Annotated in this window: 19 protein-coding genes; 3 read left to right on the top strand and 16 right to left on the bottom strand. The window is 70.3% G+C overall.

The window, feature by feature from the left end; translation table 11 throughout:
• Positions 1-483 precede the first annotated feature (483 nt).
• Positions 484-1,107 carry a riboflavin synthase gene (locus tag ACWEO7_RS34695; protein WP_379250860.1) on the bottom strand — a complete coding sequence of 208 codons (624 nt, stop codon included), beginning with the start codon at positions 1,105-1,107 and terminating at the stop codon, positions 484-486.
• A 563-nt stretch (positions 1,108-1,670) separates the two neighbouring features.
• On the opposite strand from ACWEO7_RS34695, the gene ACWEO7_RS34700 reads away from it, so the two are divergent.
• Positions 1,671-2,141 (top strand): hypothetical protein, encoded by a 471-nt coding sequence (locus ACWEO7_RS34700; RefSeq protein ID WP_450015779.1) that lies wholly within the window; start codon positions 1,671-1,673, stop codon positions 2,139-2,141.
• 6 nt (positions 2,142-2,147) lie between these two features.
• Here the strand turns inward: ACWEO7_RS34700 and rpe are convergent, their stop codons facing one another.
• Complete coding sequence (gene rpe / locus ACWEO7_RS34705; RefSeq protein WP_450015828.1) at positions 2,148-2,804, bottom strand: ribulose-phosphate 3-epimerase; 657 nt, start codon at positions 2,802-2,804, stop codon at positions 2,148-2,150.
• A 96-nt stretch (positions 2,805-2,900) separates the two neighbouring features.
• Between rpe and ACWEO7_RS34710 the strand changes: the two genes are divergently transcribed.
• Together ACWEO7_RS34710 and ACWEO7_RS34715 are read left to right on the top strand one after the other, a co-directional pair.
• Positions 2,901-3,323 carry an anti-sigma factor gene (locus tag ACWEO7_RS34710; protein ID WP_355070725.1) on the top strand — a complete coding sequence of 141 codons (423 nt, stop codon included), beginning with the start codon at positions 2,901-2,903 and terminating at the stop codon, positions 3,321-3,323.
• Positions 3,323-4,186 carry an RNA polymerase sigma factor SigF gene (locus ACWEO7_RS34715; RefSeq protein WP_450015777.1) on the top strand — a complete coding sequence of 288 codons (864 nt, stop codon included), beginning with the start codon at positions 3,323-3,325 and terminating at the stop codon, positions 4,184-4,186. The genes ACWEO7_RS34710 and ACWEO7_RS34715 overlap by 1 nt, the downstream gene beginning before the upstream one ends.
• A gap of 6 nt (positions 4,187-4,192) precedes the next feature.
• Here ACWEO7_RS34715 and ACWEO7_RS34720 read toward each other — a convergent pair whose 3' ends face one another.
• The 14 genes from ACWEO7_RS34720 to ACWEO7_RS34785 form a co-directional block, all read right to left on the bottom strand.
• Positions 4,193-5,863 carry a transcription antitermination factor NusB gene (locus ACWEO7_RS34720; RefSeq protein ID WP_452429544.1) on the bottom strand — a complete coding sequence of 557 codons (1,671 nt, stop codon included), beginning with the start codon at positions 5,861-5,863 and terminating at the stop codon, positions 4,193-4,195.
• Positions 5,860-6,783, bottom strand: a complete 924-nt coding sequence (gene fmt, locus ACWEO7_RS34725; RefSeq protein WP_452429546.1) for a methionyl-tRNA formyltransferase — start codon at positions 6,781-6,783, stop codon at positions 5,860-5,862. Before fmt ends, ACWEO7_RS34720 begins: the two co-directional genes overlap by 4 nt.
• A complete protein-coding gene (gene def / locus ACWEO7_RS34730) occupies positions 6,783-7,349 on the bottom strand; it encodes a peptide deformylase (protein ID WP_452429547.1) in 567 nt (188 codons plus the stop codon). The genes fmt and def overlap by 1 nt, the downstream gene beginning before the upstream one ends.
• 148 nt (positions 7,350-7,497) lie before the next feature.
• Positions 7,498-8,358, bottom strand: coding sequence for an SDR family NAD(P)-dependent oxidoreductase (locus tag ACWEO7_RS34735; RefSeq protein WP_452429549.1), 861 nt, complete (start codon positions 8,356-8,358; stop codon positions 7,498-7,500).
• Positions 8,355-9,296 carry a diacylglycerol/lipid kinase family protein gene (locus ACWEO7_RS34740; protein ID WP_452429550.1) on the bottom strand — a complete coding sequence of 314 codons (942 nt, stop codon included), beginning with the start codon at positions 9,294-9,296 and terminating at the stop codon, positions 8,355-8,357. The genes ACWEO7_RS34735 and ACWEO7_RS34740 overlap by 4 nt, the downstream gene beginning before the upstream one ends.
• On the bottom strand, positions 9,281-10,015 hold the full coding sequence (locus tag ACWEO7_RS34745; RefSeq protein WP_452429552.1) for an HAD family hydrolase: 735 nt from the start codon (positions 10,013-10,015) through the stop codon (positions 9,281-9,283). The genes ACWEO7_RS34740 and ACWEO7_RS34745 overlap by 16 nt, the downstream gene beginning before the upstream one ends.
• Positions 10,012-11,412, bottom strand: a complete 1,401-nt coding sequence (locus tag ACWEO7_RS34750; RefSeq protein WP_452429554.1) for a nucleotidyltransferase domain-containing protein — start codon at positions 11,410-11,412, stop codon at positions 10,012-10,014. Before ACWEO7_RS34750 ends, ACWEO7_RS34745 begins: the two co-directional genes overlap by 4 nt.
• Before the next feature lies 1 nt (position 11,413).
• Positions 11,414-12,706: an aminotransferase class I/II-fold pyridoxal phosphate-dependent enzyme gene (locus ACWEO7_RS34755; RefSeq protein ID WP_452429556.1), complete on the bottom strand. Its 1,293-nt coding sequence runs from the start codon at positions 12,704-12,706 to the stop codon at positions 11,414-11,416.
• A complete protein-coding gene (locus ACWEO7_RS34760) occupies positions 12,703-15,450 on the bottom strand; it encodes a PEP/pyruvate-binding domain-containing protein (RefSeq protein ID WP_452429558.1) in 2,748 nt (915 codons plus the stop codon). Before ACWEO7_RS34760 ends, ACWEO7_RS34755 begins: the two co-directional genes overlap by 4 nt.
• Complete coding sequence (locus ACWEO7_RS34765; RefSeq protein WP_452429560.1) at positions 15,447-16,856, bottom strand: cytochrome P450; 1,410 nt, start codon at positions 16,854-16,856, stop codon at positions 15,447-15,449. Before ACWEO7_RS34765 ends, ACWEO7_RS34760 begins: the two co-directional genes overlap by 4 nt.
• Positions 16,853-17,086: a hypothetical protein gene (locus ACWEO7_RS34770; protein WP_452429562.1), complete on the bottom strand. Its 234-nt coding sequence runs from the start codon at positions 17,084-17,086 to the stop codon at positions 16,853-16,855. Before ACWEO7_RS34770 ends, ACWEO7_RS34765 begins: the two co-directional genes overlap by 4 nt.
• Positions 17,083-18,600 carry an AMP-binding protein gene (locus ACWEO7_RS34775; RefSeq protein WP_452429564.1) on the bottom strand — a complete coding sequence of 506 codons (1,518 nt, stop codon included), beginning with the start codon at positions 18,598-18,600 and terminating at the stop codon, positions 17,083-17,085. Before ACWEO7_RS34775 ends, ACWEO7_RS34770 begins: the two co-directional genes overlap by 4 nt.
• On the bottom strand, positions 18,597-18,851 hold the full coding sequence (locus ACWEO7_RS34780; protein WP_450015726.1) for an acyl carrier protein: 255 nt from the start codon (positions 18,849-18,851) through the stop codon (positions 18,597-18,599). Before ACWEO7_RS34780 ends, ACWEO7_RS34775 begins: the two co-directional genes overlap by 4 nt.
• The gene (locus ACWEO7_RS34785) at positions 18,848-19,723 is read right to left on the bottom strand and encodes a hypothetical protein (RefSeq protein ID WP_452429566.1); all 876 of its coding nucleotides are present in this window, start codon (positions 19,721-19,723) and stop codon (positions 18,848-18,850) included. The genes ACWEO7_RS34780 and ACWEO7_RS34785 overlap by 4 nt, the downstream gene beginning before the upstream one ends.
• Positions 19,724-19,793: the final 70 nt, after the last annotated feature.

Raw genomic sequence — 19,793 nt, forward strand, 5'->3', positions numbered from 1 at the left:
CTCTGGCGACTTCGTCGCGGACGCGGCGGCCGCTCGGACGCGAGCCGGGCCGCGAACGGCGCATGCTCGGTCTCGCTTCGCTCGAAAGTCGTGGTCGAGGTGCGCTGGGCGCTCGGTGCTGGGATCAACCGACCCGTATGTTCGCCGCGGCCCGCCACCCGGCATGAAAACCGTCGACTGCCACGGCGTCTCGAGACCTGGGCTCGTAGCGGCCATCCGCGCCTACCGGCCGGCAGATGCGAGGGTGTCTCGGATGCTCGCTCAGGCGCAGGCGGGGCCTGCTCTGTCTCGCGTCGCTCGGAGACCGAAGTGATGCCGATCCGACCGGTCGAGACGATGCTCATCGAACCCGCACGGCCGACGGTCACCGTGACTCCGCGTGGAGGTGGCAGCTCGGATGACGGCGTCGCGGCAGCTCTATTACGCCTGCGATCCCCGCCGCGCGGCCTCGTGGGCGGGCGGGAACGAGCGGGGCGGCCACTGTCAGCCGCGCTGCTGGAGGCGTTCGACGTACTTGGCGATCACGTCGACTTCCAGGTTGACGGTGGTGCCGACGGTGGCGAAGCCGAGGTTGGTCAGGGAGAGCGTGGTGGGGATGAGGGAGACCTCGAACCAGTCGCCGCTGCCGGTCTCGGCGGGCTCATCGGAAACGCCGAGGCCGGAGACGGTGAGCGAGATGCCGTCCACGGTGATCGACCCCTTCTCCACGACGTAGCGGGCGATGTTCTCGGGCAGCGAGATCCGCACCACGTCCCAGTTGTCCGACGGAGTGCGCGAGAGCACGGTGCCGGTGCCATCGACGTGGCCTTGGACCAAGTGGCCGCCGAGCCTGCTGTTCAGCGCGGCGGCGCGCTCGAGATTCACCTTGGCGCCGACGTCCAGCTTGCCGATGCTGGAGCGATTGAGCGTCTCCGCCATGACGTCGACGGTGAACGAGTCGCCGCCGACCACCTCCACGACGGTCAGGCACACTCCGTTCACGGCGATCGAATCACCGTGCCCGGCATCGGAGGTCACCAGCTCGCCCTTGATCGTCAGCCGCGCGGCGTCGGTCAGCTGCTCGCTGGCGACGATCTCGCCGAGTTCCTCGACGATGCCTGTGAACATGTGCTGTGACTCCTGTCGCGTCGTTGTCTTCCGGTTGCGGAACAGCGCGGGACCGGGCCGCTATTCCCGCACCTCCTCAGCCTAGTGACGCGGGGTCGCCGTAGACAGCCGCGTTCCGTGCCCGCCGAGGGCGGACCGGGCGACGCGCCGGAACCGACCGCAGGGCGGGCCGAGGCGGGCGGAACCGGCCGGTCCCATCGAAAATGGAACGAAATATGTCCACACCCGCCGTGATCACCCCGACGGACGAGATATCCATGATTATTCTGCGGCATTTGACGTACCGCACGAATTAATTTACCCCGCAGAGAGATTGCGGATTCATTCTCGATACCCGAACGAAACACGGTTATAACGCAGATTTCGCGCTCGGACGACGCGGGAGGCGATATCGTTACGCGGCTGACTTCTCGCGTTCAACTTTCCCGACCATGCAGTCCGATGACACGCCCTACCAGGGAACATGCCCGACAAGCGGGAAGCCTGCCACACGATGTCCACTCCTCGAGAAAGCCGGAGAACACAGTGGAACAAATTGTGTCGAACGCAGCTGGAGGCGCAGTGTGACCACATTTCTCGATTCGACGCCGGAAGTTCGCTGCTCACGGTATCGGCGCGAATTCCAGCTGCCCGCATCGATGGATCCCGGTTCGCACCGCATTCTCCTGCACATCGGTGTCGACTACGGCGCCGTCACCATGCCCGCCGAACTCGGGGAGCAGGTGCTTCGGCAACTCGCTCGAGACGGTGTCGCCGGGCCGGTGGTCGACCATCCGCGAGCCAAGCACTGGACGTTCCTCACCGGCCCCGCCGGGCCGGACGCCGTCAGCCCGGCGGTCTCGGCCGAATTGTTCCGCCTCTACGCCGCGGTGGCCTGCACGGGCAGCCAAGTGGTGCTGCCCTCGCCGGACGACGAGCGCACCGGGTATCGCGTGTGGATCCGGTCACCCGAGGCAGGTGCCCGCCGCCCGCCGATCAGCGCGGTGATCGAGACGATCCGCGCGGTCGCCGCGCGTGGAACGCGGACCGGCTAACACCGTTCAGCGGACCCACGCCGAGGCCGCCTGTCTGCGCAGCTTCTCCACGGTGGCCCCGGGGTCGGCGGTGCTGTAGACCGCGGAACCGGCGACGAAGCAGTCCACACCCGCCTCCGCGGCCGCCTCGATGGTGTCGGCGTTGATCCCGCCGTCGATCTCGACCAGCAGCCGCAGCTCACCGGAATCGACCAGGTTGCGCACGACGCGCGCCTTCTGCAGCACCTCCGGAATGAACGACTGCCCGCCGAAGCCGGGTTCCACGCTCATCACCAGCAGGGTGTCGAATTCGCGCAGGATCTCCAGGTACGGCTCGATCGGCGTGCCAGGCTTCACCGAGAGCCCCGCCTTGGCGCCCGCGGCGCGGATGTCGCGGGCCACCGCGATCGGATCGTCGGTCGCCTCCGCGTGGAAAGTCACGTTGCGCGCGCCCGCCTCGGCGTACGGCGGCGCCCAGCGGCCCGGATTCTCGATCATCAGGTGGCAGTCGAGGGGGATCTCGGTCGCCTTCAGCAGGCTCTCCACCACCGGGAGGCCGATCGTGAGATTCGGCACGAAGTGCGCGTCCATCACGTCCACGTGCAGCCAGTCGGCGCCTGCGACGGCCGCCGCTTCGTCCGCGAGGTGCGCGAAGTCGGCGGACAGGATGGAGGGGGCGATCATCGGAGCGGCCGGACGCGGGTGAATCGGGTTGGACACAACGCCGGAGTCTAACGGTCCCCAGGGTTGTCCAGCACGGGAGTGGGTAGCCTGCATAGGGTGATCAATATTTCGGCGGAACAGGGGCTCTACAGCACCCCGGTGGAGATTCGGGTGGCGGCGTCGGTGACACAACTGCCCATCGTGCGTGGGCTCGCCGAAACACTCGTCCTACTCAGCGATTTCACACTGGACGAGGTGGCCGATATCCGGCTGGCCGTCGATGAGGTCTGCTCGACCCTGATCGCGGTCGCCGCCCCGGAATCGAGCCTGAACTGCCGTTTCACCGTCGGCGACACCGTGTTGCTGGTCCGGGTCGACGGCTTGGCGGAGAAGCCGGGGCTGCCCGACCAGCGCAGCTTCGGCTGGCACGTGCTGCGCACCCTCACCGACTCGGTGGAGGCGACCCAGGATTCGTTCGACGCGACGGTTTCCGGATATCCGACGACGGTCGAGTTCCGTCGGGTCCGGGGGAAGGCGTAGTGGCGGACGAAGACACCGTGTACGACTCCCAGCGCGACGACGACGCCGACACGCTGACCACCGAGGACGAGACCGATGCCGAGGAGACCCTGGAGGCGGCGGGCGCGGTTCCCGGTTACGACGATGTCGGATTGCTCTTCGAGCAGCTCGCGTCCAGTGAGGCGGGGACCACGCGGCACAGCGCGCTGCGCGCGGAGCTGATCAGCCGCTGCATTCCGCTCGCCGACCACATCGCCAGGAAGTTCAGCGGGCGCGGTGAGCCGTTCGACGACCTGACCCAGGTCGCGCGGGTGGGGTTGGTGCACGCGGTGGACCGTTTCGACGTCGAGCGCGGCTCCAACTTCCTGTCTTTCGCGGTGCCGACCATCATGGGTGAGGTCCGCCGGTATTTCCGCGACAACACCTGGGCGATGCGAGTGCCGCGGCGTGTCAAGGAGACTCACCTACGCATCGGCGCGGCGATCGACAGTCTCTCCCAGACTCTCGGCCGCTCGCCGACGGCGAAGGAGATCGCCGCCGAGCTCGACGTCGACCCGGACGAGGTGACCCAGGCGGTCATCGCGGGCAACGCCTACCAGCCCAGTTCGATCGACGCGGCGACGCTCGGCCGCGACACCGACGCCTCGCTCCTGGACACCCTCGGTGAGGAGGAGTCCCAGTTCGATCGGGTCGAGGAGTACGTCGCGATCCGTCCGCTGCTGGCCGGGTTGCCGGAGCGGGAACGGCGCATCCTCACCATGCGGTTCTTCGAATCGATGACCCAGACGCAGATCGCGCAGCAGATGGGCATTTCCCAGATGCACGTCTCGCGCATCCTCGCCAAGACCCTCGCCCGCTTGCGGGAGCAATCCAGCCGGGAATGACCGCGCTCAGCGCGGCTTGCGCAGCGCCGCCACGAACATGGCGTCGGTACCGTGCCGGTGCGGCCACAACTGTGCCCCCGGCCCGTCGCCGACATCGGTGACGCCGGGCAGCAGTTCGCGGGTGTCGAGCTGCTCGGCGCCGAGGCGGCGCACCGCATCGGCGACGATGGACACCGTCTCCGGCAGATGGGGCGAGCAGGTCGAGTACACCACGACCCCGCCGGGGCGCAGCAGATCCCATGCGGCGGTGAGCAATTCGCGCTGCAACACCACCAGATCCCGGACGTCCGCCGGGGTGCGCCGCCACCGCGCCTCAGGTCTGCGGCGCAGCGCTCCGAGGCCGGTGCAGGGGGCGTCGACCAGAATGCGGTCGTAGCCCGGGGTCAGTCCGCTGGCGCGGCCGTCGGCGACGTGCACGTCCACCGGCAGGTCGTGCACGGCTTTGCGGACCAGCTCGGCGCGGTGCGCGGCGGGCTCGACCGCGTCCACCCGGAAACCGTCGATCGCGGCGATCGCCCCCAGCAGCGCGGCCTTGCCGCCCGGTCCTGCGCACAGGTCGAGCCAGCGACCGGTGTCCGGACCGTCGAGCGTGGCCCTGGTCAACGCCAGGGCCACCAGCTGGCTGCCTTCGTCCTGCACTGCCGCCATGCCCTCGCGGACCGGCTCCAGCTTGCCGGGATCGCCGCCGTCCAGATAGACCGCGTACGGCGACCAGCGGCCCTCCTCGCCGCCGGTGACCAGCGCGAGTTCCTCCGCGGTGATGTCGCCGGGGCGGGCCACCAGGTGCACCAGCGGGCGGGCGTCGTCGGCGGCGAGCACGTCGCGCAGTTCCGCCGCTCGCGCGCCCAGCGCGTCGGCGAACGCCTGCGCGATCCAGACCGGATGGGCGTACTCGAACGCCAACCGGCCGAGGGGGTCGGCGGGCGCGAGCGCGTCGACCCATTGCTCGGGGGTCTTCTCCCCCGCGCGCCGGAGCACCGCATTGACGAAACCGGCTTTTCCCGCACCGAATTCGGCGCGCGTCAGCGCGACGGAGGTGTCAACGGCGGCGTGCGCGCCGATCCGGGTGCGCAACAACTGGTAGACGCCGAGCCGGAGCACGTCCAGCAGCGGTCCGTCGATCTCCTCGATCGGCCTGCCCGCTCCTTCGGCGATCACCGCGTCCAGCAGCCCCAGCGACCGGCACGCGCCGTAGGCGAGTTCGGTGGCCAGTGCGGCGTCCCGACCCGACAATCCCCGTTCTCGCAGCAGCGCGGGCAGAACGAGATTGGCGTAGGCATCACGCTCCCGGACCGCCCGCAGCACATCCCTGGCGACCGAACGCGGCGGGTCGGCGGATTCCCTTCGATGCGGTCGTCCGGCGGCTTTGGCCCCTTGGCGCGGTGCGGTTTGTGAAGCCGGGCGCCCGCCGGTGGAACGGTTCGATCGGCCCGCCGCCGAGCGTCGTCCGGTGGAGCCGCGCCGTTCGTCGCGATCACGACCGCCCTCCTCGGCGCGCCCACCGCCGGAACGCCGGCCGGTCGCCCGTGACCTGTCCGCCGCGTCGCGATCCTGCTGCTTCCCGCCGCCCTGCGCGCGTGCCCGGCCTGCCTCGCCGGAACGATTCGGCGCGGACTCTCGCTCGTCGCGCCGCCGGTCGCGTGCATTGCCGTCGCCGGGCCGATTGCCGCGCGTCATTCGACCACCGCGCCCGGCTGCAGGCGGGCGCCGCGCGCCCAGTCGAGCGCGGCCATCATGCGCTTGCCCTGCGGCTGCACCTGGTCGAGCCGCACCGCGGTGGTCGCGGTGCCGACGAACACACCGGACTTGCGGACCTCGATCACCCGCTCCGGCAATTCCTCCTCGACCAGCTCGACCGGCCCCAGCTTCAACCGGGTGCCGCCGACCTCGGTCCACGCCCCCGGCGCGGGGGTGACCGCGCGGATCCGCCTGCTGATGGCCAGCGCGGGCAGATCCCAGCGCACGTGCCCGGCCTCGACGCCGACCTTGGGCGCGTACGAGACGCCGTCGGTGGACTGCGGGATCGGTTGCAAACTTCCGTCCTCCACTCCGTCGAGCGTCGCTTCCAGCAGGCGCGAGCCGCTGTCGGCCAGCCGCTCCAGGAGAGTGCCCGCGGTGTCGGTGACGGTGATCTTCTCGGTCACCATGCCGAAGACCGGGCCGGTGTCCAGTCCGGCCTCGATCTGGAAGGTGGAGGCGCCGGTGATCTCGTCGCCCGCATCGATCGCGGCCTGCACCGGCGCCGCGCCGCGCCACGCGGGCAGCAGCGAGAAATGCAGGTTGATCCAGCCGAAGCGCGGGATGTCGAGCACCTGTTGGGGTAGCAGCGCGCCGTAGGCGACGACGGGACAGCAGTCCGGCGCCAATTCGGTGAGCCGCGCGACGAATTCCGGCTCCGACGGCCGCCGCGGGGTGAACACCGGGATGCCGTGTTCGTCGGCCAGCAGGCCGACCGGCGACCTGGTCACCTTCCGGCCGCGCCCAGCGACCGCGTCCGGCCGCGTCACCACGGCGACGACCTCGTGGCGCGCCGATTCCAGCAGACGCCGCAGCGACGGAACCGCCGGTTCCGGGGTGCCAGCGAAGACGATGCGCATCAGCGGCCCGCTCCGAACGGGTTGGGCCGACCCGCGCCGCTCATCGAACGGGCCGGGCGCACCGTCAAACCCGCTGCGAACCAATCGGATTCGCGGATCACCCGCATCGCCTCCTTGCGCTGGGCCGGGTCGAGACGGTCGATGAACAGCACGCCGTCGAGATGGTCGGTCTCGTGCTGCACGCACCGCGCCAGCAACCCTCCGGCTTCGAACGCGACCGGTGCGCCGTCGACGTCCACACCGGTGGCCCGCACCCGCAGGGCCCGGCGCGTGTCGTAGCGCACGCCGGGAATCGACAGGCAGCCTTCCGGCCCCACCTGCTCCTCATCGCCGACGACCTCCCACTGCGGGTTGACCAGATGCCCCGCGGCGTCGCCCGTGTCGTAGACGAACACGCGCAGCCCGACCCCGATCTGCGGCGCGGCCATCCCGACACCGCCGTCGTCGTGCATCGTCTCGGTCAGATCGGTCACCAGCTGCCGCAGATCACGATCGAACGCGGTGACCTCCGCGGCGCGGGCACGCAAGATGGGATCGCCGAACAGGCGAACGGGCTGGATGGTCACGGCTGGCTCCCGGAAGCGACGAATACGGTCGCCCCATTCTAGTGAGACGACCGGAAATCCCCGATTCGCCAGCCGGAAGCTGGTACAACTCCTATGCGGTCCGGGCGGGGTGTCGATCCCTCCGCCCGGCCGCCCGGAAAAGGCCTGGTCAGCCGTCCGCCGGTGACCGCTGACCAGTGGTGGCCCGCAGCTCCCCGAGCAGGGCGTTCGGCAGCGGGCGGGCAGGCTCCGGCCGGAAACCGTAGTATCGCCGCACCATTCGCTCGTATACCCGGCTCGGGAGCAGCCTGCGGGTCCAGAAGGACAAGCGGACGTCACGGCCGCACAGGTAGGTCTGCCGTGGCCGGTCCGAGGACAGGATCATCGCGACCTTGTCGGCCACCGCGGCGGCGGGCTGTCCCGCGGCCAGGTAGCCGCGTACGAGGTCCAGCACTGCGGCACGGTCGTGGTCGTAGGCGGAGATCGGGCTCGACACGTGTCGCGCCGTGTCGATGATCGGGGTGACCGTCCATCCCGGGATGAGCACCGACACCTGGACGCCCGACCCGGAGGCCTCCATGCGCGCAGCCTCGCCGATCCGCTCGACGGCGGCCTTCGTAGCCGAGTACCAACCGCCGTACGGCTCGGCGACGGCGCCCGCTCCCGAACTCACGACGATCACGCGGCCCGCGCCCCGCGCGCGCAGCAACGGCAGCACCGCGCGCAGTACTCGGTGCGTGCCGAGGACGTTGGTGTCATAGAGCGCCGCGGCCTCAGTGGGCGTGGTCTCCTCGACCGCGCCGACGACGCCGTACGCCGCGAAGGTGACGACCGCATGGATGCTGCCGTGCCTGGCATGCACGTCGCGAACCCAGCGGTTCACCGCCTCTTCGTCGCGCACGTCGACCCGAGCGATTCCGGACGCGGCGACCCGGTCGCATCCCTCGACCGTGTACCCCAGCGCCGCAAGCCGTTTCATGGTGGCCGCGCCCATGCCGTTGGCCGCTCCGGTGACGAGCACCACCGTCACGCGGCACACACCTTCAGTACCCGCGGCAGAACCTCCAGCCGCGCCGACTCCACCATCGTGACCTCGCCGTCCAACTCCAGCGGCGCCGGACGATCCGGCCGCAGCTCCACGACCGAATCCCGATGACATACCGCCAGCGGCGACCGCCGGAATCGGCCCGCGTACAGTCCCGCGACCAAGCCGAGCGTCCTGAACTTCCCCGCCTCGGCCCAGATGTTCACATCGAAGCGGCCGTCGGCGCGGGTGACCGCCGTGTCGTAGCGCATGCCGCCGGCGAAGTGCACGCTCTTGAGCACGCCGATGTTGGTGATCGGGGCCGCGTGGCTCCAGTCGCCGCCACGAACGGCGACGGGCAGCGGCCGATGGGTGGCAAGGGTAGCGAGTGCGGTGGCGATGATGGCGGCCTCCACGCTGCGCGACTTGAGCCAGCCGACCACCCCGGTGGCGTGGTTGAACGAATGATTGCCCGCGGCGACCAGCCCCATGCTGGCGTTGAGCAGGAAATAGCGCACCGCACGCGTGCCGTCGGCCAGCAGCACGCAGGCCTTGCCCACGTCGACGAATTCGGCGCGCGCGGCGTCGACCCGCACCGGAACGGTGCCGATACGTCCGGTGCCGGGCACCGATTTGTGGAAGTCGTTCGAACTGCCCAGCCCCACCGCGCCCAGTGCGCAGCCGGGAGCGCGCGGGTGGTCGGTGGCCGGGTCCATGAGCGCGTTCAGCACCAGGTTGACCATGCCGTCGCCGCCCGCGGCGACCAGCACCGGCGGCGGATCGGGCCGGGTGACGGCCGCGCGCACCAGGTCGGTGGCGTGCCGCGCGTCGGCGGGCAGTTCGACCGACAGGTGCGGGTGACGGGCGCGCAGGGCGGATTCCACCGGCTCCCAGCGCCGCAGCGCGGTACCCGCGTTCGCTCGCGGGTTCAGGACGACGAGCACGAATCCTCCTCGATGCCGAGCCATCGGCGTAGTGCGTGGTGATCCCCCACCGTGACCAGTCCGGTCCGGGCCACGGCCGGCGGTATGCCGGTGGTGGGCGGGCCGATCAGGAAGACCGGGATGCCCAGTTGCGCGGCGGGACCGTCGTGGGCCGGGTCGTTGCCGACCATGACGCAGTCACCCGCGGCCGCGCCCAACTGGTCGAGCAGTTCGCGATAGAACTCGAGCCGCGGCTTGGCGCGGTGCATGGTGTCACCACTGGTGACGAAGGCGAACGAAGCGAGATCGATTCCGCCCCACCGGATCCTGGCCTCGACCGTGCTGCGCGGCCACAACGGGTTGGTCGCGACCACTTGCCGCGCACCCGCCTCCGCCAGTCCGCGCACCGTAGCCACCGCTGCCGGGCGCGGCGGGAAACACGCGCGCAGCCGCGCGAATTCGACCTCGGCCAACTGGGTGAGGCGGTCCGCGACCACGTCACGGCCGGTGCCGAGACGCTCGGCGAGCAGCAGCACCATCAGCTCCGTGTTGGTGTGGTCGCTGTCGTTGGCGCGCACGTCACCCAGCGTGCGGCGCAGCAGTGGCAGGAAGTGGTGCGGTGGAACGAGATCGCGGAACACCCAAGCCGCGCCCGCGGGCATCAGCGTCGCGAAGGTGCGCCGCCGCTGCCCGATCAACGTGCCGTCCAGATCCCATAGCACGGTCGGTCGTGGGCTCATTCCTGGCTGTCCAGTACTGCTCGCAGGTCCGCTCTGGTCAGCCCGAGGCGGGCGGCGTAGTCGTCGATGCCGGGCGGCCGCGCACCGCCGAACCCGGTGCGGGACCGGAGTTCCCCAGCGCATGCCGCGCCGAGGTCGTAGACCGTCTTGGCCAGCGCGGCTGGGAACAGCCACCGGCCGAGGTCACGCTGGAACACCCTGGTCAGACGGTAGGGCGCGACCAAGCGGGCCCCGACGGCGGCCACCGCCCCCGGATCGCGCAGCGAACTCATCCTGGCCGCCTCGGCGCCGGGGACCAGGAGCAGCCCGGACCACAGCCGCGCGAAGCCGTCCAGCTTCTCCCGCGCGTCGGCGGTCATATTGAATTCGGTGTAGGCCTTCTCGATCCGGGAGGTGTGGGTGGAACGGCTGCGCAGCAACGTGTGCACGTCGGCGACCTTGCGCGCGGTGTCGGCGCGGGTGAATCGGTCCACGCGCGGCGCGATCCGGTCCAGCAGTGCCGCGAAGCCGGGGTTCGGCACCAGCCGGTGCGCGAGGGCGAGGGCGTGGTACATCAGGCCCTCGCTGCCCGCCGCCGCGATCTGAGCGGAAAGCAGGTCGTAGTCGAGATCCGTGCCCGCGTATCGGGCCAGGTTCCAGATGTCGCCGAGCTCGCGTACGCCGGTCTTGTAGTAGGGCAGGTGGATGCCCAGATGGTGCAGGTTGTCCTCGTGCGCCATCGCCCACGCGGGTACGCCGTGGAAGTCGATGGGACGCACACGTTTCCATATCGCGGTGTAGTCGACCGTGTAGGGCGCCAGCGGCGTGATCAGGCCCCAGTGCGTGCCCACCACGAGCGCGCCGTCGCGCGAGACGAACGACGGCAGGTGGTGGGATCGCTCGGCCCGCGCCTTGGGCGGCTTGCCGAGCAGCTCCGAGGTCGCGAACAGACCGAGTTCACGGTAGACCTCGACGGCCGTGTCGACCTGGTCCGGTTCCAGCAGGATGTCCAGGTCGTTCATGCGCTTGTAGCGCGGGTCGCGGTAGATCTCGGTGGCGAAGAGCATGCCCTTGAGCACCACGCAGCGCACACCGCGTTCATCGAGCCGCCGCAACAGCTCCACCGCCCCGGCCAGGCGGCGGTCGTTCGCGGTCGCGATCCGCTCGGTGACGGCGTCGAACCGCACCCGGACCAAGGGCGGCACCAGCTCGTACACCTCGGCGGCGATCAGCGAGCGCCGCGCCAGCGGGACGGTCGCGTTGAGCTGTGCCAACTCGAAGAAGGCCGCCCAGTCGGTGACCCGGTGGGCCAGCTCGACCAGTTCCGCGCGTTCTTCGCCGCTGGGTGCGGCCAGCGCGGCGTGCACCAGCAGCCGTTCGGTGTCGGTCCCGTCCGCGGCGATCACGGTGTCGGTCATGTCAAGCGATCCCTTCCTGTTCGGGATGGAAGCCGAAGCGTCGGGCGACGGTGTCGATGCGGTCCAGTGCGCGGTCGAGGTGGTCGCGGGTGAGCGTGGCCATCATGCTGATCCGCAGGCGCTGCTGGTCGCGGGGCACGGCCGGGAATTCGACGCCGTTGACGAACACACCCTCCCGATGCAGAGCGGTGACCACATCGGCGACGGCGAGACGCTGTGGTACGAGCAGCGGGATGATCGCGGTCTGCGGGTCGACGGCGAAACCCATCGCGCGCAGCCCGCGCACGAAGTAGCCGACGTTGTCGTGCAGTCGCGCCACGCGTTCGGGATGCGCGGCCAGGAAGTCGATCCCGGCGAGCACCGCCGCGACCACCGAGGGGGCGAGCGCGGCGGAGAACATGTAGGAGCGGGCGAAGAAGCGCAGCGTGTCCACCAGGTCTCGCGACCCGGTGACGAAGCCGCCGGTGCCCGCGAAGACCTTCGAGAACGTGCCCATGGTCAGCTCCACCGAACCCGGACCGAGCCCGAAATGCTCGGCGGTGCCGTGCCCGCGCGCCCCGAGTACTCCGGTGCCGTGCGCGTCGTCCACCGCCAGCCACGCGCCGAAGGCGTCGCACAGCGCGCGGATCTCCGGCAGCGGTGCGATGTCGCCGTCCATCGAGTACACGCCCTCGACGGCCACCACCACGTTCGCCCCTGGATTGCGCCAGCGGATCTGCATCAGCCGGTGGCGCAGATGGCGTACATCGTTGTGCGCGAAGGCCATCGAGCGCACCCGGCCGAGCTGGATGCCGTCGTACAGGCTGGCATGGTTCTGTTCGTCGTAGAGCAACACATCGCCTCTGCGCAGCAGACCGGTCACCCATCCGACATTGGCCGCGTAGCCCGAGGAGAAGACCATGGCCGACTCGCAGCCCTTCAGTTCGGCCAGCCGTTCCTCGAGCCGCCGGTGCACAGTGGTGGTGCCGTTGAGCAAGGGCGGGCCGCCGTGTCCCACACCGTATTCGCGAATGGCGGCGATGGCGGCCTCGACGATGCTCGGTTCGTTGCCCAGGCCGAGGTAGTTGTTGGACCCGAGCATGATCAGCTCGTCGGTCGCGCCGGTCGCCGGATCGCGCACCGGGACGACCGCGCCGGACGGCCCGGCCACTTCTCGCAACACGAACCCGCTGCCGCGAGCGTGCTGCGCGTAGGGCCGGAATTCCGCGAAGCGCTGGTCGAACGTGTGCGCGGCGGGGTCGAGATAGTGCTCCAGGCTGAAATTCTCGCCGTGGGCCAGATCGGGTGCGGTCATGGTCGTCGCTCCTGCCCGAGGGTCACGGTTCCCGCGCGGCCGTCCAGCACCAGGACGTCACCGTTTCCGATCAGGCGGGTGACTCCGGACACGCCGACGACCGTGGGGATGCCGAGTTCGCGTCCGATGATGGCGGTGTGGGAGAGCAGGCTGCCTCGTTCGCTGACCAGGCCGCCCGCGGCGACCATGAGGAACACCCAGCCCGGGTCGGTGGTCGCGGCGACGAGGATCTGCCCGTCGATCGCGACGTCCGGATCCGGGGTGTCCAGGACCAGCGCGGGAGCCTCGACGCGCCCTGGGGCGCAGCCTATTCCGTGCAGTACGCGCGCTCCCTCGGCAGCGTCCGGGCCCGGTTGCTCCAGTGCCGGATCGCTGATTCCCGACGCGGCGATCCCGGTCGTGACGATGCGGGAGGGCAGGCGCTGAGCCTGCCAGCGGTCGTAATCCGCCTTGCGGAGGGCGACGGTACGCGTGATGTCGGTGTCCACCGCCGTTCCGCGGGTGAGGGCCGCGATCTCCTCGTAGGTGAGCCAGAAGACGTCGCGCGGATCACCCACCAGGCCGTCGGCGTGCAGCCGCCTGCCGTACTCCCGGAACACCCGCTTGAGGAGGCCGAAGGCGCGGCTGCGGCCCAGTCGCATGTTCTCGCGCTGCTTCACGTGTTCGCGGGCGAGCCGGAGCGCGAGCCGGAAAATCCAGCGCCGCACGCCTTCACCTGCGAACAGTTCGGCCGCCGTCCGCTCGGCCGCACGCCGGATCGCCTGCTCACGCGCGATCATGTCATCGGCGTTCTGCCCGCCACGCAGGTAATTCCGCAGCATGGGCACCAGTCGTTCGGGGTGCTCGCCGAGCGGATCGGTCTCCAGCTTGAGTTCGTCCACCGTACGGTCGCCGAACTCGGCGATGTGGCGCAGGCACGCCGCGCGGAAGGTCGCGAACCGGTCTTCCGACAGGGCCGCCCACACTTGCCGCGCGGTGGAAGGACCGTCGAACAGCGCACGTAACGCCGAGTCGGCGCGCACCCGCGCAGTGAGTGCCAGTGCCGACCGCACCGGATCGACGCTGTCGACACCGTCCTCGCCGCAGAACAATTCGTTGCGCAGGGTGAGCGCCGCTTCCTCGGCGAGGCCGGCTCGGCGCAACTGCAGTCCGACCACATGGAACATCTGCTGGGCGAGGAAATCGTTGAAGATCTGCACCGAGTAGGCGGGCACGAGTTCGTCGAAGAAGCGTTCGGTCCACGCCAGCAACGCGTGCGCGTCGCGGTCGCGCTCCGGCCGATCCTCGTCCAGCCTGCGTTCGAGGTCTGTGGTGGCCGCCGCCAGCGCCGTGAAGAACGCGCGCAGTCGCCGTGGCAGTCGCAGCCAGCCGAGCAGGATGATCGCGAAGACACGCAGGCGAAGCGTGATCGCGCGCAGCCGGGCGATACCACGGGCCGGCGCAGGCGGTCGCTGGTATCGGTTCTCGATATTGAGCGCGGCCTCCCAGCCTTCGATGGCGAATTCCATGCCGGGGATCTCGAGGAACAGGCGGTACCAGTTGCTGATGTTGTAGTAGATCCGGCCGCGCGCGGTGCCGACCAGGTACGGATAAAGATCGGCGGCGTTGCGCTCGACGATGCGCGCGGTGGCGCCGAAATCGCGGTGACACGTGCGGAAGACCCGCTCATAGGCGGTACGCAGCACCGAGAACGTCAGCGGGCTCGACAGCCCCGGATACGACTCCGCGACATTGACGTTGTCGAAGACCGTCTCGCGTGCGCCGGTCGCCGTGACCGGTCTCGCCTGCAACAGGTGCAACCGCCCGTCCTGCGTGTAGGCGAACTCGACATCCTGCGGTGCGCCGAAGCGGTCCGCGAGTGCGCCCGCCACCTCGGCCAACTCCTGGATCTCCGTGTCCGACAGCGCAGCCACGGTCAGCGGGTCGGCGAGTTCTTCGACCGTGGTCCCCGCGCCGTTCGGCGAGGGTGCGACGCGGCTGCGCTTGTCGGCGACCACCCGGGAGGTGATGGCGCCGGTGCCCCGGTCGACGAAGTAGGTATCGCAGTCCACCGTGCCCGCCACCACGCCTTCGCCCAGCCCGGGCGCGGCCGCGACCACGGCTTCGGAGGGATCACCGCTCTGCGGATTGCAGCTGAACACCACCCCTGAGACGGCGCTGTCGAGCAGTACTTGCACCACCACGGCGCAGGCGACCGGCGCATTGTCGAGACCGCGGCGCGCCCGGTAGAACAGCGTGCGCTCCGACCACGCGGAGGCGAGTACCGTCCCGATCGCGGCGGGCAGATCAGCGGCCCCGACGTTCAGCACGGTGTCGAGCTGTCCGGCGAAGGAGTCGGTCGCCGAATCCTCCCCGCGTACCGACGATCGCACGGCGAAGCGCACCTCGCCCGCGGCAGCCGGACCGGAGGCGGCCAGCTCGGCGACCACGGCGTCGAGTTCGGCGGCGATGTCGCCGGGCAGGGGGCGTCCCTCGACGAGGGCGCGGATCCGGGACGAGACCGACCGCAAGGCGGCCGGATCGGCCGGATCGAGTTCGGCAAGCAGTCCCGCGATGGCATCGGCGGACGGAGCCAGCAGCCGCGCGCACGTATCGGTGCCCAGCACGGCGAACGGCGGCACGCGATATCCGGCGGCCTGCAGTCCGGCGAGGTTGGCGGCCTTGGCTCCGGCGTGCGCCGCGGCCGCCGGGTCCGCCGCGAGGGTTTCGGCGCGCAGTATCGCGCCGGTGGTGGCACTGGTCATCGTGCGGCCTCCTGTCTGGTCCGGGTCGCCGGGACGGCGCGCTCGCGCTGGGTCAACCGCACCAGGACCGGGTCGGGGGTGTTGGAGATCTCGGGGTGCTCGCGCACCCGCATCCCGTTCACCAATTCGATGTCGTAGCGCGACAGCACCATCGCCAGACCCACCCGGATCTCGATCAGCGCCATCTGCTGGCCGACGCACAGATGCGCGCCCCAGCCGAAGGGGAAGTACCGGAACGGCGGGCGCGCCCGGTTCCGCTCCTTGGTGAACCGGTCGGGATCGAACGTCAGCGGCGCGTCCCAGAACCGGGGCAGGCGATGGTTGACGAACGGGCTGATCACGACGATCGCACCGGGTCGCAGGTCGAATCGGTCGAAATGGTCCGGCTCGAGCGCGGTACGGCTGAACGCCCAAGCCGGCGGATGCAGGCGCATCGCCTCATCGATCACGCGGCCGGTGTACTCCAGCCGGGGCAGCGCGGCCCGCACGGCGTCCGGGTCGTCCGGCGCGTCCGGCAGTGCGTCGATCTCGGCGCGCACCCGGTCGAGCACGGCGGGGTTGCGACCCAGTTCGTAGATCGTCCAGGCCAGCGCCGCTCCGGTGGTTTCGTGACCGGCGAGCAAGAAGGTCAGCACCTCGTGCCGCAGCTGCGCGTCGTCCATCGCGTGTCCCGCGTCGTCGCGGGCGGTGAGCAGCCGGGCGAGCAGTGACCCGGCGTCGTCGTCGGTTCGCCGGTGCCTGCCGATCACCTCGTCGACCACGTGGTGCAACCGGCGTCGCACCGCCCACAGCCGCCGGTTACCCGGAGTCGGGAGCCGTGGCGGCAGCTGGATCGGCGCGGCCATATGCCGCATGACCCATGAAACGCCCTGGCGCACGTCGTCTTCGATCTGCGGAAGCACGCCGTCGAGGTCCGCGCCGAGTACCGCGCGGCACACCACGTCGGCGGCGAATCCCATCAGCTCGGGCACCAGGTCGAAGGCCGCGCCGTCGGCGGCGCGGGCGTCCAAGCCGGTGCGCATTCGCTGTCCGCACTCGACCATCAGCGGGATCTCGGATTCCACATGACGGCGCGTGAAAGCCGGTTTGATCAGGGCGCGCTGACGTTTCCACAGCTCGCCGCCGCTGGTCAGCAAGCCGGGACCGAGCAAATGGTTCAGGCTTCGGTAGCTGATCCCCTTCTCGTAGCGCCCCGCACGGGTGACCAGCACTTGCTCGATGTGCTCGGGTTCGACCAGCAGGTGCACGTGCTGGTGCGCCAGGCGCAGCCGGACGCTGCCGTAGTGGAGCGCGGACTCGTAGAACAGACCGAGCGGGTCGGTCCGGTACCGGGCGTAGACGCCCAAGGGATGCCTGGGGGACGGGCCGTCGAGGCGGCGCTCGCCGGTCCCGGTCGTCGGTGTCACCGCGCCACGTCTCCCCCGCGCACGGCGCCGACTAGTTCGTCCGCGTCGCCGTCCAGCAGGCGCCGCGCCGCGCCGCGCTGGACTTTGCCGCTGGTGGTCTTCGGGATGCTGCGCGGCGCGACGATCCGCACACCGGCCGCCAGCACGCCGGTGCGTTTGCTCACCGCCGCGCGTACCGCACGGGCCAGCGCGTCGTCCTCCGTCCGCGCCACGGCGGATTCGACGATCAAGTGCAACTCTTCGATCCGCCGTCGGCATCGGTTCGTCCCAGCGCGACCACGCCGCCCGGCCGCACTCCCGGCACCTGCTCGGCGGCGATCTCGAAGTCGGTGGGCAGGTAGTTCGCGCCGCGGATGATGATGAGGTCTTTGCGTCGCCCGGTGATCCGCAACCGCCCGTCGCGCAGGTAGCCGATGTCACCGGTGTCCCACCAGCCCTGCGTCCGGGTGGCGGCGGTGGCTTCGGGCAGCCGGAAGTAGCCAGGCGTGGTGGACGGCCCACGAAATTGCACCCGGCCGAGCACGTTCGCGCCGCACGGCGTTCCGTTCTCGTCCACCACGCGGACTTCGGTGCCCGCCACGGGCGCTCCGCAGTCGACGATGTCGAGCGCGTCGCCGTCACCGGCCGGGACATCCACCGCGACACCGTCTTCGGCCAGTCCGCGCCGGGAGACCGAGTCGAACGCGATCGGCGCCCGCGGATCGGACACCGTCACCGCGAGCGATGCCTCGGCCAACCCGTAGCACGGTACGAGCGCGTCGGAAGGCAGCCCCCAGCGGCCGAACCGGTCGACGAACCGCCGCACCGTGGGCGGATGGATCGGTTCGGCTCCGCAGAACAGGAACCGCCACGCGGACAGATCCACCCCGTCGAGTTCACCGTCGGCGATGCGCGCAGCGGCGTATCCGTACGCGAAATTCGGTGCGGCGGTGAGGGTTCCGTGATGCCTGTGCACCGCGCGCAGCCAATCGGCCGGGTGGCGCAGAAACCGGTTGGGCGGGATCAGCACCGCGTCGATGCCACGGAACAGCGGTGTGAGGAACCCGCCGATCAGCCCCATGTCGTGGTGCAGCGGCAGCCAGCCCACCCAGGTGTCGCCGGGTCCGATCGCGGCGGCGCGGGCGATCTGCTCGCAGTTGGCGGCCAGATTCGCGTGGGTGACCTGAACCCCCTTTGGCGTGCCGGTCGAGCCGGAGGTGGCTTGGATGAACGCGAGATCCTCCGGTGCGGGCAAGTGGGGCGCGAGCGCGGGAGCGCCCGGTGTGCCGGCCAGCGCATGCAGTGCCGAGGCGTCGATCGTCGCCACCGACGCGGGCACGGGCAACGTGGCGAGCACCGCCGCAGTGCTCACCACGGCCGCCGGTTCCAGATAGGCCAGCAGCCGGGTGAAGCGGTCCAGGAAGATTTCGGCGGTCCCGAAGCCACCCGGCGTGGCGATGGCGGTGGGCACCGCGCCGAGCGACAGTGCGCCGAAGAAGGCCGTGACGAACTCCGCCGAGGTGGGCAGGCACAGCAACACGCGGTCGCCCCGGCGCACGCCGTCGGCGGCCAGGCCCGCTGCGGCGCGGCCCGCAGCGCTCACCAGATCGTCGTGGCGCCAGTGGATTTCGTCGTCGTGCCGGGCAGCGGCGCGCTCGGCCAGGATCACCGTCGACGCCGCCGCCTTACCTCGGTCGCCGCCGGACAGCAGCGCGTGCACGATGCTCGGGTGTTGCGGGCGCAGTGTCCCCGATGTCGCGGTCATGGCTGATCCTCCACATAGCGCACGATCGTCTCGACCGTGGTCAGCCGGACGGCGACGTCTTCCGGAATACTCACGGAGAACTCCTGTTCGAGCTGAATGGTCAGTTCGATGGCGGTCGGCGAATCGAGTCCGTAGTCGATCAGCGGTGCCGCCGGATCCAGATCGGTCGCGGGCACCCACAGCACCTCGCCGACGATCGCGCGGACCCGCGCCTCCAGGTCGGCCGAGCCGATGTCGTCACGTGCACTCATCCGAGCAACTTCCCTTCCGTCACGCAGGCGCGCACCGATTCCTCGAGATCGACGTCGTCGCCGGTGTCGATGCGGTGAAACGCCACTTCCGGGAACGCGGTCGCGAGGGTCTCGCGCACCCGCTCGTATCCCGAGCGCAGGGTGGTCAGCCGCTCGGCGGTCTCATGGGCCTCGACCGGCCCGTGTGCGGACCGCCGCGCACAGCGGGCCGCGGCCTGGCCGGGCGGTGCGTCGAGCCACAGCACCGCGTCCGGCAACGTGGTGCGGAACCGTTCGCCGAAGCCGGATACCGCGCCTGCGATGTCGCGACCGACCAATTCCGCGATCTCCGACAGCAGCAGCCACGGGTCCGGCGAGCTGCCCAGCCGTTCGGCCTGGGCGTGCTGCCACGCGAGGATGTCGGCGAACGTGCCCGGCCGATGCCGTTCGAGCACCGCCGCGATCTCGTCCTGTCGCGCGCGGCAACGCCCGTCCGTGCCCGCCAGCGCCACGTACAGCGGACCGTAGACGAGCAGTTCGATCAGCGGATGCCGTTCGCACACCAGCACATCCGGTTCCCAGGTGCGCAGGAAGTGCCGTTCCACCGGCCCGAACAGGGTCATCTGCAGGTACATCGCGGTGGCCTTCATCGCGACGTCGCCGATCTCGTCACAGCCGACGCTGAAGGCCCGCAGCTGCCGGGACAGATCGGCGAGCGGAACGTCGCGGGTGTCGTGGAAATCGGGGCAGGTCATCGACGCGAACCCACCGGCGTCGGTCCGCACCGCCAGCGCGCGCAGCGCGGCCAGCACCGAGGACTTGCCCGCGCCGTCGATGCCGACCAGGGCCACCCGGCGGGTGTACGAGCCGCTGATAGCACTACCTTCGTTCATGGCTGGGACCTCCGGGGAACGCTTTTGTTGCTTGTCCTGCGAGGACTGAAATGAGACGGCGTCCCCGGGG

Source organism: Nocardia sp. NPDC004260, from assembly GCF_053603155.1.

Coding starts and splice junctions, on each gene's coding strand:
- ACWEO7_RS34695 (WP_379250860.1), bottom strand. CDS start 1,107: ATGTTCACAGGCATCGTCGAGGAACTCGGCGAGATCGTCGCCAGCGAG.
- fmt (WP_452429546.1), bottom strand. CDS start 6,783: ATGCGCATCGTCTTCGCTGGCACCCCGGAACCGGCGGTTCCGTCGCTG.
- ACWEO7_RS34750 (WP_452429554.1), bottom strand. CDS start 11,412: ATGACCGACACCGTGATCGCCGCGGACGGGACCGACACCGAACGGCTG.
- ACWEO7_RS34775 (WP_452429564.1), bottom strand. CDS start 18,600: ATGACCGCGACATCGGGGACACTGCGCCCGCAACACCCGAGCATCGTG.
- ACWEO7_RS34745 (WP_452429552.1), bottom strand. CDS start 10,015: ATGAGCCCACGACCGACCGTGCTATGGGATCTGGACGGCACGTTGATC.
- rpe (WP_450015828.1), bottom strand. CDS start 2,804: ATGATCGCCCCCTCCATCCTGTCCGCCGACTTCGCGCACCTCGCGGAC.
- ACWEO7_RS34785 (WP_452429566.1), bottom strand. CDS start 19,723: ATGAACGAAGGTAGTGCTATCAGCGGCTCGTACACCCGCCGGGTGGCC.
- ACWEO7_RS34760 (WP_452429558.1), bottom strand. CDS start 15,450: ATGACCAGTGCCACCACCGGCGCGATACTGCGCGCCGAAACCCTCGCG.
- ACWEO7_RS34780 (WP_450015726.1), bottom strand. CDS start 18,851: ATGAGTGCACGTGACGACATCGGCTCGGCCGACCTGGAGGCGCGGGTC.
- ACWEO7_RS34720 (WP_452429544.1), bottom strand. CDS start 5,863: ATGACGCGCGGCAATCGGCCCGGCGACGGCAATGCACGCGACCGGCGG.
- ACWEO7_RS34755 (WP_452429556.1), bottom strand. CDS start 12,706: ATGACCGCACCCGATCTGGCCCACGGCGAGAATTTCAGCCTGGAGCAC.